General features: G+C 60.6%; 12 protein-coding genes. 1 reads left to right on the plus strand and 11 read right to left on the minus strand.

Annotated elements, in window-relative coordinates:
• Positions 1-15: 15 nt before the first annotated feature.
• The 9 genes from BUA94_RS00110 to BUA94_RS00150 all read right to left on the minus strand — a co-directional run bounded on the left by BUA94_RS00110 (position 16) and on the right by BUA94_RS00150 (position 10,913).
• Entirely contained in the window at positions 16-930 is a 915-nt protein-coding gene (locus BUA94_RS00110; RefSeq protein WP_073007216.1) for a branched-chain amino acid ABC transporter permease, read from the minus strand.
• Positions 931-939: 9 nt separating this feature from the next.
• Positions 940-2,076: an ABC transporter substrate-binding protein gene (locus BUA94_RS00115; RefSeq protein WP_073007218.1), complete on the minus strand. Its 1,137-nt coding sequence runs from the start codon at positions 2,074-2,076 to the stop codon at positions 940-942.
• A gap of 111 nt (positions 2,077-2,187) precedes the next feature.
• Positions 2,188-3,828 carry an AMP-binding protein gene (locus BUA94_RS00120; RefSeq protein ID WP_073007220.1) on the minus strand — a complete coding sequence of 547 codons (1,641 nt, stop codon included), beginning with the start codon at positions 3,826-3,828 and terminating at the stop codon, positions 2,188-2,190.
• Between the two features lie 325 nt (positions 3,829-4,153).
• On the minus strand, positions 4,154-4,909 hold the full coding sequence (locus BUA94_RS00125; protein WP_073007221.1) for a hydroxypyruvate isomerase family protein: 756 nt from the start codon (positions 4,907-4,909) through the stop codon (positions 4,154-4,156).
• Positions 4,906-5,556 (minus strand): 3-oxo-tetronate 4-phosphate decarboxylase, encoded by a 651-nt coding sequence (otnC, locus tag BUA94_RS00130; protein WP_073007223.1) that lies wholly within the window; start codon positions 5,554-5,556, stop codon positions 4,906-4,908. Before otnC ends, BUA94_RS00125 begins: the two co-directional genes overlap by 4 nt.
• On the minus strand, positions 5,553-6,791 hold the full coding sequence (otnK, locus tag BUA94_RS00135) for a 3-oxo-tetronate kinase (protein WP_073007224.1): 1,239 nt from the start codon (positions 6,789-6,791) through the stop codon (positions 5,553-5,555). Before otnK ends, otnC begins: the two co-directional genes overlap by 4 nt.
• Positions 6,788-7,747, minus strand: a complete 960-nt coding sequence (gene ltnD / locus BUA94_RS00140) for an L-threonate dehydrogenase (RefSeq protein ID WP_073010543.1) — start codon at positions 7,745-7,747, stop codon at positions 6,788-6,790. Before ltnD ends, otnK begins: the two co-directional genes overlap by 4 nt.
• A complete protein-coding gene (locus BUA94_RS00145) occupies positions 7,744-9,795 on the minus strand; it encodes a TRAP transporter large permease subunit (RefSeq protein ID WP_208979928.1) in 2,052 nt (683 codons plus the stop codon). The genes ltnD and BUA94_RS00145 overlap by 4 nt, the downstream gene beginning before the upstream one ends.
• A gap of 86 nt (positions 9,796-9,881) precedes the next feature.
• The gene (locus tag BUA94_RS00150) at positions 9,882-10,913 is read right to left on the minus strand and encodes a TRAP transporter substrate-binding protein (protein ID WP_208979929.1); all 1,032 of its coding nucleotides are present in this window, start codon (positions 10,911-10,913) and stop codon (positions 9,882-9,884) included.
• A gap of 289 nt (positions 10,914-11,202) precedes the next feature.
• On the opposite strand from BUA94_RS00150, the gene BUA94_RS00155 reads away from it, so the two are divergent.
• Positions 11,203-12,216, plus strand: coding sequence for a LacI family DNA-binding transcriptional regulator (locus tag BUA94_RS00155; RefSeq protein ID WP_073007228.1), 1,014 nt, complete (start codon positions 11,203-11,205; stop codon positions 12,214-12,216).
• Positions 12,217-12,306: 90 nt separating this feature from the next.
• Here the strand turns inward: BUA94_RS00155 and preA are convergent, their stop codons facing one another.
• The gene (gene preA, locus BUA94_RS00160; RefSeq protein WP_073007229.1) at positions 12,307-13,617 is read right to left on the minus strand and encodes an NAD-dependent dihydropyrimidine dehydrogenase subunit PreA; all 1,311 of its coding nucleotides are present in this window, start codon (positions 13,615-13,617) and stop codon (positions 12,307-12,309) included.
• Positions 13,618-13,632: 15 nt separating this feature from the next.
• Positions 13,633-14,991, minus strand: a complete 1,359-nt coding sequence (locus tag BUA94_RS00165; protein WP_073007231.1) for an NAD(P)-dependent oxidoreductase — start codon at positions 14,989-14,991, stop codon at positions 13,633-13,635.
• Positions 14,992-15,427 lie beyond the last annotated feature (436 nt).

The raw sequence follows: 15,427 nt of genomic DNA on the forward strand, positions 1-15,427 counted from the left end.
GTGCGCTTCTCCGTCTCAGGCTGCAAACAGGCCGCGGGGCCTGAAGGCGAGAATAAACGCCATCATGATGTAGATGAGCATGGAAGAGGCCGATCCACCGATGGTTCCGGCCTCGGAAGGCGGCAGCACCGTTGCCAGCAGGTGGGGCAGAAGAAAGCGGCCCATGGTATCGACAACACCGACGAGGAGCGCTGCGAGAAAGGCGCCCTTGATCGATCCGATGCCACCGATGACGATCACGACGAAGGCCAGGATCAGAACCGGTTCGCCCATGCCGACCTGCACGGATTGCAGAGCGCCGACCAAGGCGCCTGCGAGACCGGCCAGCGCTGCGCCAAGGGCAAAGACCACCGTGTAGAGCGTGCGGATGTCGACGCCGAGGGCTCCGATCATTTCACGGTCGTTCTCGCCAGCGCGGATGCGGATCCCGAGCCGTGTACGGGTGATGAGCGCGGCAAGCCCGAGCGCAATCAGACCGCCAGCTGCAATGACCGCCAGCCGGTAAGCCGGATACTGCACGCCGCCGGGGAGCGATACGGCCCCCTGAAGGATCGAGGGAATGTTCAGGTAGAGCGGAAAGGAGCCGAAAACCCAGCGTGTTCCTTCTGAAAAGATCAGGATCAGCGCGAAGGTTGCCAGCACCTGGTCCAGGTGATCCCGGCTGTAAAGCCTCCGGATCACCAGAACCTCGATGATGGCTCCTGCTGCCGCGGCTGCGGCCAGGCTGGCAATCAGTCCGAGCCAGAAGGAGCCTGTCAGGGAAGCGACCGCCGCACAGGCGAAGGCGCCGACCATGTAGAGCGAGCCATGTGCCAGATTGATCAGGCCCATGACGCCGAAGATCAGGGTCAGCCCTGCGGCCATCAGAAACAGCATGACGCCGAGCTGAAGGCCGTTGAGCAATTGCTCTATCGCGAGTGCAGCGGTCACCGTCAGCCCTTACATCTTGCAGTCTTGAGCGTAGGCATCACCGTGATCGGTGAAGGCAGTGCCGACGATCTTGTTGGTGTAGGTGTCGCCTTCCTTCACCACTTCGCGGACATAGATGTCCTGGATCGGGTGCTGGTTGGTGTTGAACTTGAACTTGCCACGCGGGGACTGGAAGTCAGCCTTCAGCAGTTCGGCCCGGAAGGCATCCGTGTCCTTGACGTCCGCCTTGGCGGCTGCGGACAGGATCATCTGAGCAGCGTCATAGCCCTGCATGGCGTAGATGGACGGCAGGCGGTTGTACTCGGCCTTGAAGGCGTCAACGAAGGTCTTGTTGGCTTCATTGTCCAGGTCGTGAGACCACTGGCCGGAGTTCTTCACGCCGAGCGCCGCGTCGCCGATCGCCGGCAGAACGTCCTGGCTGAAGGAGAAGCCCGGGCCCATGACAGGCGTTTCGACGCCGGACTGTGCAAACTGCTTCATGAAGGCGATGCCCATGCCGCCCGGCAGGAACATGAAGACGCCATCTGCTCCGGAAGCGCGGATCTGTGCGATTTCGGCGGCATAGTCGGTTTGGCCGAGCTTGGTGTAGATCTCGGAGACGACTTCACCCTTGAAGTAGCGCTTGAAGCCGGTGAGGGAGTCTTTGCCGGCCGGATAGTTCGGGGCGAGGATGAACATCTTCTTGTGAGCCTCGTTGGCATATTGCCCCATGGCTTCGTGAAGATTGTCGTTCTGGTAGGCAGCGTTGAAATAAAGCGGGCTGCAGCCCTTGCCAGCCAGCGGTGCCGGCGCGGCGTTCGTCGAAACGTAGAACTTGCCCTGGGCAACAGCGCCCGGCTGAACTGCCATCAGCAGGTTCGACCAGACAATGCCGGTCAGGATGTCGACGTTTTCCTGCTGGATCATCTTGTCGGCGAGCTGCACGGCCATTTCCGGCTTCTGAGCATCGTCCTCGATCACGACGGTCACGTCTTCATTGCCTGCGCGCTTGATGGCCAGCATGAAGCCGTCACGGGTGTCGACGCCCAGGCCGGCCCCACCGCCGGACAGGGTGGTGATCATGCCGATCTTCACCGGGGCGGCCATGGCAGTGCTGGACACGCCAAGGCTCAATGCCAAAGCTGCAGCGGATAAAATCGTCTTCATAATTCCCTCTCTTTCTTGGAAGGCCTGCCGGTAAACCCATCCCCACCGGCAGAACTCAAGCTATTGTTACTGTATGACTATGCGTCCCGCCAGTTGTCTGGCGGCACGGTCTCAGTTCTGAAAGGCTTCGAGGTCCTGTTTCAGCCGGAAACGCTGAATCTTGCCGGATTCCGTTTTCGGCAGCGTCCGGAGGAACTCGATTGCGCGGGGATATTTGTAAGGGGCGATGACCGACTTGACGTGGTCCTGAAGCGCCTTGGCTGTGTCTTCGCAAGGCACGGCATGGTCCGACAGAACCACGAAGGCCTTGACGATGTGTCCGCGGGCCTCGTCCGGATAGCCGATCACGGCGCATTCCCGGACGAAGTCATGCTTCAGAAGCGCGGCTTCGACCTCCGGGCCGGCGATGTTGTAGCCGGCGGAGACGATCATGTCGTCGCTGCGGGCTGCAAAGTGGAAATAGCCGTCCTCATCCTGGATGAAGCTGTCGCCGGTCACGTTCCAGCCGTCGCGCACATAGTCGCGCTGGCGGACGTCCGCCAGATAACGGCAGCCGATCGGTCCGCGGACAACCAGCTTGCCCACCGTGCCGCGTGGCACTTCCTTCATGTCGTCATCCACCACCATGGCGTCATAGCCGGTGAGCGGCTTGCCGGTGCAGGCGGCCTTGCTGTCGCCCAGGTGGTTGGAGATGAAGATATGCAGCATTTCGGTGGCCCCGATGCCGTCGAGCATCGGTTTGCCGGTCTTGGCCATCCAGTCGTCATAGACCGGGGCAGGCAGGGTTTCTCCTGCTGATACGGCAATGCGCAGGGAAGACAGATCAGCACCCTGGCTCATGGCCGTCAACATCGCCCGGTAGGCGGTCGGCGCCGTGAAGCAGATGGTTGCCTTGTATTTCTGGATGATCTCGATGAGGTTCGGCGGTGTCGCGTTTTCCAGCAAGGCTGCCGAGGCGCCGAAGCGCAAGGGGAACACAGCCAGGCCACCGAGGCCGAAGGTGAAAGCCAGAGGCGGAGAGCCGACGAAGACGTCTTCGGGCTGAACGTCGAGCACTTCCTTCGCATAGGCGTCGGCGATGATCAGGATGTCCCGGTGAAAGTGCATCGTTGCCTTGGCAACGCCGGTGGAACCGGAAGTGAAGCCGAGCAGGGCGACATCATCCCGGCCGGTCTTAACAGCCTCGAATTTCACGGATTTGTCGAGGGCTGCCCGGTCCAGTTCCGCATCATGATTGGCGGTTCCATCGAAGCCGATCACCTTCTGCAGGAATACGTTGTCCTTGGCACAGGCAATCATCTCGTCCATCAGCCGGGTGTCGCAAAGGGCAAGGCTGATCTCGGCCTTGTCGATGATCTTGGACAGCTCACCGGCCCGAAGCATCGGCATGGTGTTGACCACCACCGCACCGGCTTTTGTCGCTGCCAGCCAGCAGGCGACCATCGCCGGGTTGTTGGCAGAACGGATCAGGATGCGGTTACCAGGCTTGACGCCGAAGTCTTCCACCAGCGCATTGGCGAGGCGGTTGGTCCAGTCGGTCAGTTCCTTGTAGGTGCGGCGGCGGCCATTGCCGATCAGGGCAACGTGATCGCCAAAACCGCGCTCGACCATGCGGTCGGTCAGCTCGACCCCGGCGTTCAGCCATTCAGGATAGGAAAAGCCGTCAAGATTGATCTGCGGCCAGTCTTCCATAGGCGGCAAATGATCGCGCGTGAACGTGTCCACGTGCGCTGTTGGTCCCAGTGCAGTCATGTCCCGTCTCTCCAGAAGCGCGTGTCAGCTGTTGTTTTTTGCTGTCCACGGATGGCCGCCTTTCCGGCAGCTCTTTAATTCAGCATGGCACTGGATCTGACAGGGATCAAGGAAGAAATTTTAAGCTTATAATAAATCTGATATCGGTTTGATATATATAGACAAAACATAAAGACTGCCGCGACAGAAGTGTGGTGACGCACAGGATTTAGGCGTTTTGGCAGAGGTCAGAGGAGGGCAGGAGAAGGCGAAGAGCACGCGTGTCCCGGTCAGGACAGCTTGCCGTTTCGATCGTATCTGGAGCCAGCGGGAAACGGGTCAGGCGTCAGGCGAGCCTGTCACGCCAGCCAAGTCCGGCATCGGTGCCGGCTGCCGGAGTGTATTCGCAACCGAAATAACCCTCGTAGCCTTCGGCAAGAAAGCCCGGCAGCAAGGTGTGATAGTCGAGTTCTCCACCCTCTGGCTCTGACCGGTCCGGATAAGACGCGATCTGGATGTGTCCGACCAGATTCTTGTAGGTCCGGTAGCTGCCAGCGACATCGCCGGTCTCTGCCTGAATGTGGAAGCAATCGAACATGATCTTCACATTGGGCCGCCCGGCATCTGCAATCAGGCTGGCCGCCTGCGAAATGTGGCGCAGGAAATAGCCGGGCGCCCTGGCATGGCACAGGGGCTCCAGAAGCAGGGTCTTGTCCGTCTGGGATGACGCAAACTCAAGCGCCGTCAGCAAAGTGTCTCTGGCCGCCGGATCCTGGGTCTTGCCGGAAAGCACATGAATGGCTTTCGCGCCGATATCCTCGGCCAGGTCGATGGCGCTCAGAATATCCTGACGGGCCTGGTCCTCCATGCCCGGAATGGCAGCGCAGCCAGATGTCTCTGCCATGCGGACATTCAGGCCGCGCACGGAAAGACCTGTCCTGACCAGCACGTCTTTCAGAGCAGCGCGGTCCGAAAGCTGGCCTTCATCATGAAACTCGACGGCATCAAAGCCCGCAGCCTTCGCCGCCAGGATCCGGTCCAGAAAGGGCCGGTCTTTCCAGAGGAACCCGGTGTTGGCGGAAAACCTGTAAGCCGTGCTCATGCGTCCCACTCCACATTGAAGGTCTTCACCAGCCGCTCGATGTGATCTTGCGTGAGCAACCGCGGCGACAGGCCACGGGTCAGAAGCGCGAGCCTTGCGGTTTCTTCCAGTTCCTCGATGGCGTAGACCGCAGCTTCGACATCCTTGCCTGCGACGACCGGGCCGTGATTTGCCAGAAGCACAGCGGAGCGCTTGCCGGCAAGGCCCCGCACCGCTTCGCCCATGGCCGGGTCGCCGGGAAGAAAGACGGGAAGCAGTTTCACCTTGCCCAATTTCATGATCCCGTAAGGGGTCAAGGGCGGTAGCACATTGTCTGGATCTGTATCCGGCAGCATGGAGAGTGCGACCGAGTGGCAGGAATGCAGATGCACCACCGCTCCGGTCTGCGTCCGTGTGTCATAGAAGGCCGTGTGAAGCGGCATTTCCTTGGTCGGAGGATCGCCGGAGAGCAGTCTTCCCTCCCTGGAGAAATGACTGAGCCGTGCTGGGTCCAGCCGTCCAAGAGAAGAACCGGTTGGGGTTACGAGCAGCGAACCATCTTCCAGCCGCGCGGAAATGTTGCCGGAGGAGCCGCCGGTCAGTCCCCGGTCAAACAGGGACTTGGCGAGCAGGCAGATGTCTTCGCGAAGCCGGGTTTCCGGGCTCATCGTCCCTCCAGAACCTGTGCCGCCTTGAAGAAGAAGTCTTCGGAACCGAAGTTGCCGGACTTGAGCGCCAGGGCGACCTTGCGGCCTTCGAGCTTGAGCGCGGGCACGCCGGGGTCAATCATAGGACCGATGGCGAGAGCTGTTGCGTCAATGGCTCCGACCACGGCGCCGGATGTCTCGCCGCCCGCAGAGATCAGCCGGGTGAAGCCGCGGTCGATGGCCTGGCTTGCCAGCGCGGCAAAGAAGCCTTCCACGGCTTCCGCGCACCGGGCCTGGCCAAACCGGCTTTGTGCGGCTTTCACGGCTTGCGGGTCATCGGAGCTGTAGATCAGGGGAAGGGGCTTGTTGTCTTTCGCCCAGTCGAGCAGGTCTTCCGGTCGGAGACCCTCGATGATCTCGTCCACTTCCACCTTGCGCTGGGCGCCCCCTGCCGCCTTGTGGGCTGCAATCTGGTTGCGCGTTGCGGTGGAGCAGGAACCGGAGAGCGCAAGCGCGGGACCAGAGACGCCGGACCAGCTGGACTTGTCCTTCGCATTGGCCTGAAGAACGGAAGGCAATCCCAGACCGATGCCTGATCCGCCGGTGACAAGCGGAAATCCGCGTGCTGCCTCTCCCAGGACAAGCAGGTCGGAGTTGCTGACGGCGTCGCAGACGATGATCTGCCGCCCGGCTTCAGCCTCATCAAGCAAGGTCTTGCGGGCAAGGCCGGCATGAAGGGCGGCAAGAGGCAGGTGCCCGATCGGCCGTTTGGTCTGAAGGGCGAGGACCCGGCGCAGATCCGGATCCGTCATCGGCGTGAGCGGGTGATTTTCCATGCCGGATTCAGACAGGAGCCGGTCCTGCACAAAAAGGTGCCCCTGATAGACGGTCCTGCCGGTTGCCGGAAAGGCGGGGCAGACGATCACCGGCGCATCGGTTTCCAGCGCGTCGATCAAGGCTTCGATCACCGGACCGATATTGCCTTCAGGAGTGCTGTCGAATGTGGAGCAATATTTGAAGATGATCTGCTTGCAGCCCTGGTCCTGAAGCCAGTGCAGGGCATCCAGGGATTGCCGGACAGCTTCGGCGGCAGGAATGGAACGTGTCTTGAGAGCAATGATCCCGGCGTCCACATCGGCTGCGGCCGGTTTGTCCGGAACGCCGACATATTGAACGGTTCGCATTCCGCCCTGGGCGAGCGTCAGTCCAAGATCCGACGATCCGGTGAAATCGTCGCCAATTGCTCCAAGTATCATTCTCTTTCCCTGGTCTGGGCTGAGGAAGGGTCTGGCAGGCTGATCCCGGCATTGCGGGCATAGACTTTGGCCACGGCCGCGTCGTCCTCATGGCCGAGGCCAGATCCGGCAGCAGCCAGAAACTGCTGCAGGGCGGCTGCGGTCACAGGAGCGGAAAAGCGGGCACTGCGGGCAATGTCGAGCACGATGCCCAAATCCTTCGGCCAAATATTTACGGAAGAATGAGGCGTATAGTCGCCCGCCACGATATGGGGGGCCCGGTTCTCAAACATCCAAGATGTCCCTGCGCATTTCGGAATCACATCCAGAATCTGTTCCGGAGTAATCCCTTGGGTCATGCCGAAGGTAATCGCTTCTGCCATGGTTGCAATATGAACCCCGGCAAGAAGTTGATTCACTGCTTTCATAGCCGATCCTGAGCCGGGTGTCTCTCCAAGCTCGAAGACTGTCTCAGCCATTGCGTTCAGAGCGGGCTGTGCGGTGGAAAAGGCCTCCGGAGTTCCCGAGGCCATGATCGAGAGGCGGCCTTCTGCCGCTTTCACCGATCCGCCGGAAATGGGGGCATCCAGATAGTGCAGCCCCTTGGCAGCGCAGAGCTCCGCCATTTCACGGGCAAACTCCGGCGCGACGGTCGCGCAGGAGATGACCACCGTGCCCGGTTTCAATTGGCCGGCAATCCCGGTTTTGCCGAAAAGAACCTCCCGCGTCTGATCGGCGTTCAGGACCACGACCACCAGGATGTCGAGATCGTGCGCCGCCTCCGGGAGCGGGGCGGGATTTCCGCCTTTGAGGGCAAGCGCCTCAACCCGCTCTGCATTCACATCCGCACCCCAGACCCTGTGTCCGGCTCTGACGAGGGACGTGGCCATGCCGAACCCCATGGAGCCGAGGCCGATGACGCCAATGTTCTTGTTCACGCTTGCAAACTCCCGGCTTTGTTGGGGCTGGTCTGTCAGTTGCCTTGTACCCAGCGCGGCAGCCAGAGAGCGATGTCCGGATTGAAGAGGACAATGCCCAGGGCAAGGAGCTGGATCAGGATGAAGGGCACAAGGGCCCGGAAGATTTCGGACAGGGTCATGTCCTTCGGAGCGACGGACTTCAGGTAGAAGGCCGCTGGCCCGAAGGGCGGGGACAGATAGCTGACCTGCATGTTCATCGCGAAGAGAATGCCAAACCAGACCGGATCCATGCCCAGTTTGACCACGATGGGAACGAAGATCGGCATGGTCAGCAGGGCAATGCCGATCCAGTCCATGAAGAGGCCAAGCACGATCAGGATCGCCATCATGATCAGGATGATCACCATGGGCGAGGCGCCGGAATTGAGAATGGTGCCTTCGATGAACCGGTTGCCGCCCATCAGATTGTAGACACCCACGAGCGCGGCAGCGCCAAGGCCGATCCAGATGATCATGCCGCAGGTGTCGAGTGTCTGCTGCAGGCTGTCGCGGATCAGCGCCCAGGTGACTTCCCGGCGGATCAGGGCCGCGAGGAACACGCCGACAACGCCCATGGCAGCCGCTTCGGTTACCGAGGCAATACCGCCATAGATCGAGCCCAGAACCAGAACTGCAACACCGACCGGAAGGAAGACACCCTTGAGCTTCGAGAGTTTCTCGCGGAAGGGCATGTCCAGTTCGGCCTGGTCCACGGGCGGGCCCATGGACGGGTCCAGGGTGCAGCGGGTGAAGATGTAGATGATGTAGAACGTGGCCAGCAGTAGACCCGGAATGACCGTTGCCAGGAACAGGTCGCCGATCGAAACGCTGGAAGTCAGGCCATAGACGATCAGCACGATCGATGGCGGGATCATGGTGCCGAGAGAGCCGCCTGCGCAAACCGTGCCGATGGCGAGGGCACGGTTGTAGCCAAGGCGCAGCATCTGGGGCAGGGCGATGAGCCCGAGAAGCACGATTTCCCCGCCGATGATGCCGGAGATCGCGGCAAGGAACACGGCTGCGATCAGGGTCTGGATGGCGACGCCACCCTTGATCCGCCCTGCCAGCAGACGCATGGCGTCATAAAGGTCGCGGGCCATGCCGGAGCGGTCCAGCAGGGACGCCATCAGCACGAACATCGGGATGGCCACCAGCACATATTCGCTGACGAAGCTGTAGATGCGGCTGGACACCAATGGAACGCCCATGGGGCCGAACCAGGCCAGAGTGAAGACGATGGCAATCAAGCCGGTAACGAAGGCGAGTGGAATGCCGGTCAGGATCATCACCATGATGCTGCCGACCAGCAGCAAGGACCCGGTCTCGATGCCGATGGACTTGCCATAGGTGAAGAGGTAGGCGCCGCCAGCAATCAGCAGGCCCATGACGACGATGATGCTGAGCACGGCCAGCTTGCTGACAGGGTCACCCGACTGGTGGCGGAAACCCGTGCCCCGCAGGGCGGTCCAGATATGCCCGAGAGACTGGGCTGCCAGAACGGAAGAGGTGATCAGCAGCGCCATCTTGATCAGCGCCGGGGTGATCGGGTTCCAGGCCGATCCTGACCGCTCCAGCCGGAAGTCGCCCTGGGGCGTCCACCAGGCCTTCTGGACCATGGTGAAGGCGGCATAGGCAATCGCGATGGCGAAAAACAGTCCCATCAGGGAATTGACGAAATCCAGGAGCCGCCGGGTGCCGCCCTTGGTGCCGAAATAGATCAGGCCGATGCGGATGTGCTTGTCCCCGGCCAGGCACTGCATGCCACCATAGAGGTAGCAGACGGCGATCAGCGCGATGACGCTTTCATGAGCCCAGATCGTCGGTGCATTGAAGCCGTAGCGGACCACGATTTCATAAAGGGAAATCAGGGTTGCCAGGGCAAAGAGGAAACAGACGAAGGTGCCGGTGCTCAGGATGCCCCGGTCGAGTGCGTTTTGCGGTCCGCCCGCCTCATCCGCATGGGCGCGCTTGAGGGCGTCCAGCTGCTCGTCCATTCCGTTGCCCGATCCGAAGTAAGGTCCATTTGCAGGCATTGCGCCGGACATGTTGGCTGCCTTGGAAGCCATTGTTATCCCTTTCCGCAGTCTGATCAGTGCCGTCTTGATGCGAAAGGGCAGGGGCGCAAGCGCTCCCGCCCTTGGCAAACTGCGGATTATTCCTTCACGAGGAGACCGGCAGAGACCAGGTAAGCGGTCACACTGTCATAAGCCTTGCGGGCCATTTCCGACCGGTCGGCCCATTGGGCCCACTGGGTTTTCGCAATGGCGCGGAACTTGGCGCGTTCCTCGTCAGACCAGTTGATGACGGTGATGTTCGGATCGGCATTGGCTTCCGCCACAGCCTTCATGTCTTCCTGCTTCAGCCGTGCGACCATGTCCTGGGCGAAGTCACGCACGGAAACGGCAAGGATTTCCTTCAGGTCGTCCGGCAGGCCATCATAGATTTCCTTGGTCATGGACACGTCCATCACCGGCATGGAGTGGAAACCCGGATAGAGCGGATATTTCGCGAACTTGTGCATGCCTTGGGCGTGGTTGGTCGAGAAGACCGTGTAGTCGGCAGCGTCGATCACGCCCTTTTCTAGCGAGGTGTAGACTTCCGAACCCGGCAGGTTCACCGGTGCAGCGCCTGCGGCTGCGAAGACTTCCTGCACCATGCCTTCCGGTGCGCGCATCTTGATGCCCTTGAGGTCTTCGACTCCATTGATCGGCTTGGCGGACAGGAAGGATTCAACGCCGGTCGAGGACGCGCCGAGGAACTGGACCCCATAGGGGTTCATCAGCTCGTTGAACAGGGCCTTGCCGCCGCCGTAGTTGATGTAGTTGAACATCTGCTGGGGATCAGACCAGGCGCCGACGAGGTTGCCGAGCATGGCAAATGCCGGGTCTTTGCCCGAGAAATAGGACGGGTCGGAAAGCTGGCCCTGCAGGATGCCCGAACCGACAGCTTCCAGGGTCTCGTTGTGGGCCACGACCGTGCCGACAGGTACGACGGTGATGTCGATGCGGCCGCCGCTCATGGTCTTCACCCGGGCAGCCCATTCCTGCTCATAAGGGAAGAAATTGTCCCCGGCCTGCGCCGACGTCTGGAAGGTCCACTGGTATTCCTGAGCCTGCGCAGGAACCGCCAGAGCAGCGGTCAGCAGAAGTCCTCCAAAAAGTGATTTCCTCAAAAGTCCGGTCATTCTCATTCCTCCCAAGTTGCCCTTGAGCCGCGAGCGCCTCTCAGGCCAATGCGATTTGACCCATTCTCTCCGACCGGCTCCTCTTCCGGTTGAAGATCGGGTTGACGCGGCTGCCGTCCTGCCTGCAAGATTGACTGGTATCGGTACCGGTATCCATATCAGTAGCAACGGGGAAATACGGGTGTCAACCGTGATGCTGGAGAGTTTCCGTTGGGGTTCCTGCTGCTTTCAGGCTATGCAGCAATTCTGATCCAAGGTGAAAACAGGGGCGTGCTTCCGCAGGAAGTTCATGAAGAAAAAAGCAACTTTGGCCGATGTGGCCGCTGCAGCAGGGGTCAGCAAGATGACCGCGTCGAGAGCCTTGAGAGGGGTTCGGGACGTGTCCAAGGCCAATATCGCCCGTGTCCGTCAAGCGGCGCAGGAGCTGGGCTATGTCGGCAATTTTCTGGCGGCGTCCCTGTCCAGCCAGCGCTCGGATCTGATTGGTGTCGTGGTGCCGAACCTTGCAAACATCGTTTTTGCACAGGTGCTGTCCGGCATTTCGGAAGGCATCGCAGGCAGTGGCATGCAGCCGGTGTTCGGCGTCACGGATTACGACCCGGACAAGGAATATGACATCATCCGCAACATGCTGTCCTGGCAGCCGGCAGGACTGATCGTCACCGGGCTGGATCTTCCGGAGGCAACCCGCCGGCTTCTGGAGAATGCCGAAATCCCGGTCGTGCAGATCATGGACATTGACGGCGAGCCGGTGGATGCCTGTGTCGGTTTCTCCCATATCCGGGCCGGGGAAGAGATTGCGCAGGCTCTGATCGCGGCAGGGCTGCGGAAGTTCGGCTATGCTGGCTGTGCCCTGACAATGGACGTGCGCGCCGCCAAACGCCGGATTGGCTTCCAGCGGGCCCTGATCCAGAACGGGCTGGATTTTGTCGAAGAGGTCGAAGCCTTCGAGCTTTCATCCATTGGCGCTGGGCGGCTCCTGACCGAGCAGCTTCTGAAAAAGGCGCCGGATGTCGACTGTATCTATTTTTCCAACGACGACGTGGCCGCTGGTGGTTTGTTCTATTGTCTGGAGGCAGGAATAGCCGTGCCGGGCAAGGTGGCGCTGGCGGGCTTTAATGGATTGAGCATTGCCTCGGGGTTTCCCGGGCGTATCGCCACTGTCCGCACTCCGCGCCGGGAAATCGGCCGCAAGGCTGCGGAAATCATCTGCTCCGCGCTGGATGGCAAGCCCGCAGGCGGAGAGGCAATCGAACTGACGCCCGAGGTTGACCTGGGTCTGATCGGAGCCCGGAAAGGGTGATCGCAGAGTGGTAATGCGGGGGCGGTGAATTCGGGGCGGCGATCCTGATCAGTACCGGCGCCCCGAATGTTTCTTCTGACCCTTTCGGCCTTACTCGGCAGCGACCTGCGCCATCGGGTTGTTCGGATGGGTCGTCCAGTTGGCGTAGGCTTCTTCAACCTTCTTGCCGGTGCGCGGATCGGTTTCGCCCGGGGTCATCGCTTCCATGGTGATGCAATCCTGCACCGGGCAGACGCTGACGCACAGGTTACAGCCGACGCATTCCTCGTCGATGACCTCGAACTTGCGCATACCGTCGACCATGTTGGTGATCGCCTGGTGGGATGTGTCCTCGCAGGCAATGTGGCACCGGCCGCATTTGATGCAGAGGTCCTGATCGATCTTTGCCTTGGCAATGTAGTTGAGGTTCAGGTGCTGCCAGTCGGAGCAGTTGGGAACTGCCCGGCCTGTCACCTGATCGATGCTCGTATAGCCGGCGCTGTCCATCCAGTCGCTCAGGCCTTCGATCATGTCCTCCACGACCTTGAAGCCATAGGTCATGGCGGCCGTGCAGACCTGCACGGTGCCTGCTCCCAGAGCCAGGAACTCTGCCGCATCGCGCCAGGTGGTCACGCCGCCAATACCGGAGATCGGCAGGTCGCGGGTGATCGGATTGCGGGCGATTTCGGCCACCATGTTGAGGGCGATCGGCTTGACCGCCGGGCCGCAATAGCCGCCATGGGCGCCCTTGCCGTCAATGGTCGGGCTCGGCGCCATGGTGTCCAGATCGACGGAGACGATGGAGTTGATCGTGTTGATGAGAGAGACCGCATCTGCGCCGCCCGCATGAGCGGCTTCCGCAGGCTTGCGGATGTCAGTGATGTTCGGCGTCAGCTTCACGATGACGGGCATGCGCGTGTGCATCTTGCACCAGCGGGTGACCATCTCGATATATTCCGGCACCTGGCCGACAGCCGAGCCCATGCCGCGTTCGCTCATGCCATGGGGACAGCCGAAGTTCAGCTCGACGCCATCTGCCTCGGTGTCTTCCACCTGCTTCAGGATGTCGATCCAGTTCTGCTCCTCGCAGGGCACCATCAGGGACACGACCAGTGCCCGGTCCTTCCAGTCGCGCTTCACCCGCTTGATTTCCTGAAGGTTCAGCTCCAGCGGACGGTCGGTGATCAACTCGATGTTGTTGAGGCCCAGCAGCTGCCGGTCCTTGCCGTGAATGGCGCCGTAGCGCGGGCCGTTCACATTGACGACCGGCATTCCGTCGCCAAGGGTCTTCCAGACCACGCCGCCCCATCCGGCCTTATAGGCGCGGACCACGTTATATTCCTTGTCCGTCGGCGGCGCGGAAGCGAGCCAGAACGGGTTCGGCGATTTGATGCCGACAAAATTGCTTCTCAGATCAGCCATGATGGGTTCTCCGCCTCAGACAGAAAGGGAACGGTGAATGGCTTCCGCCGCGACTTTGCCGTCTTCAACGGCAGCCACGGTCAGATCCTCTCCGCCCAGCACGCAGTCCCCGCCGGCCCAAACTTTGGCCAGGCTGGTCTTGCGGTCTTCATCGACAACAATCTTGCCTCTCTCGATGACAATCTTGCCGGCTGATCCATTCAGGTCTTCCTTGACCAGTGTCTGGCCAACAGCCTTGAACACCATGTCGGCGGGAAGCGTGATGACTTCACCCGTTCCGGACAGGCTGCCATCGTCGCCGGACTGGGTCTTTTCCAGTTCGATCGCAGTGATGCTGCCATTTGCCCCGACCAGCGCATGCGGCTGGACGTGGGTCAGGATCTTGACCCCGTTGGTCTGGGCCAGATGCTGTTCGTATTCGCTGGCATTCATCCGGTCCTGGCCGCGGCGGTAGGCGATGGTGACGTCCTCCGCACCCAGCAGTTTGGTCTGAACCGCAATGTCGACTGCGGTCATGCCGCCGCCGATGACGACCACGCGGCGGCCAACCGGCAAGGCGGACAGATCGTCGGCCTGACGCAGGTCGGAGATATAATCGACCGCATCCAGAACGCCGTCCTTGGTTTCCCCGGCAAGACCCAGAGCGTTGACACCGCCAAGGCCGATGCTGAGGAAGACGGCATCATAATCCGCCTGAAGATCCGCCAGATTGAGATCCGTGCCGAGCCGCTTGCCCGTCTGCACGTCAATGCCACCGATGCTCAGGATGAATTCCACTTCGCGCGCGGCGAAATCATCAACGGACTTGTAGGAGGCGATGCCGAATTCGTTGAGGCCGCCGAGCTTTTCGCGGGCATCGAACAGGGTGACATCATGTCCATGGACGGCCAGCCGGTGCGCACAGGACAGACCCGCCGGGCCGGCGCCGATTACAGCGATTTTCTTGCCGGTGGACGGTGCCCGGGTGAACGGGGTCGTCTCGTGGGTCGACATGTAGTGGTCAGTGGCAAAGCGTTGAAGCTGGCCGATCTTGACCGGCTTGCCTTCTGCCTCGTTGCGCACGCAGACCTGTTCGCACAGGGTTTCGGTCGGGCAGACGCGGGCGCACATGCCGCCGAGAATGTTCTGTTCGAAGATGGTGCGGGCGGAACCGGTCGGGTTGCCGGTCGAAATCTGGCGGATGAACTGGGGAATGTCGATGCTGGTCGGGCAGGCCTGCATGCAGGGGGCATCATAGCAGAAGTAGCAGCGATCCGCTTCCACATAGGCTTCATGGGTGTCCAGAAGCGGGTGAAGATCGCTGAACTGCTCGGCGTATGAGTCCTTGGGCAAGCGCCCCGCAGCAATGTCGGGAGCGGCTGTCGTCTCGGTCATAATGACCTCCGGATCAAATGGCGATGTCGATTCAGACGCTTCTTTCTTTTTGGCGAAGAAGCTGTCCTGGACATGGAAGAAAAATTTGAACAGTTAGTCAAATATTTTTGTAAGCCAAAATAACTTGATGTTTTTATTCAAGAAATAAAGCTGATTAAATTCAGCGCGTTACTGTTTGGATGCTGATTGATTAAAATTGCAGCACAGCCCGAAAATGGGCATTGCAACGCTGTCAGGAGCGGTAAAGCGGAGCCTGCCGGGGCGGAATGGAATTGGAACCCGGGCGATCTTGAAGTGTCAGCCCGGACGCAGCGAAGTGGAGATCCGGGACCTGCTCACTTGCAGAGACGAACAGATGGAGTGCGAGCTTGGCGCAAATCCACCGCATTGCTCTGGAAATGAGTAGGCCCCGGGTCTCGCGATGCTCGCCCGGGGT

It is taken from the genome of Roseibium suaedae (assembly GCF_900142725.1).
GTDB classification, from domain to species: domain Bacteria; phylum Pseudomonadota; class Alphaproteobacteria; order Rhizobiales; family Stappiaceae; genus Roseibium; species Roseibium suaedae.

Bases quoted from the DNA above. Each gene is read 5' to 3' on its own strand.
- BUA94_RS00115 (WP_073007218.1), bottom strand. From the start codon at position 2,076: ATGAAGACGATTTTATCCGCTGCAGCTTTGGCATTGAGCCTTGGCGTG.
- BUA94_RS00120 (WP_073007220.1), bottom strand. From the start codon at position 3,828: ATGACTGCACTGGGACCAACAGCGCACGTGGACACGTTCACGCGCGAT.
- BUA94_RS00125 (WP_073007221.1), bottom strand. From the start codon at position 4,909: ATGAGCACGGCTTACAGGTTTTCCGCCAACACCGGGTTCCTCTGGAAA.
- otnC (WP_073007223.1), bottom strand. From the start codon at position 5,556: ATGAGCCCGGAAACCCGGCTTCGCGAAGACATCTGCCTGCTCGCCAAG.
- otnK (WP_073007224.1), bottom strand. From the start codon at position 6,791: ATGATACTTGGAGCAATTGGCGACGATTTCACCGGATCGTCGGATCTT.
- BUA94_RS00145 (WP_208979928.1), bottom strand. From the start codon at position 9,795: ATGGCTTCCAAGGCAGCCAACATGTCCGGCGCAATGCCTGCAAATGGA.
- BUA94_RS00150 (WP_208979929.1), bottom strand. From the start codon at position 10,913: ATGACCGGACTTTTGAGGAAATCACTTTTTGGAGGACTTCTGCTGACC.
- BUA94_RS00155 (WP_073007228.1), top strand. From the start codon at position 11,203: ATGAAGAAAAAAGCAACTTTGGCCGATGTGGCCGCTGCAGCAGGGGTC.
- preA (WP_073007229.1), bottom strand. From the start codon at position 13,617: ATGGCTGATCTGAGAAGCAATTTTGTCGGCATCAAATCGCCGAACCCG.
- BUA94_RS00165 (WP_073007231.1), bottom strand. From the start codon at position 14,991: ATGACCGAGACGACAGCCGCTCCCGACATTGCTGCGGGGCGCTTGCCC.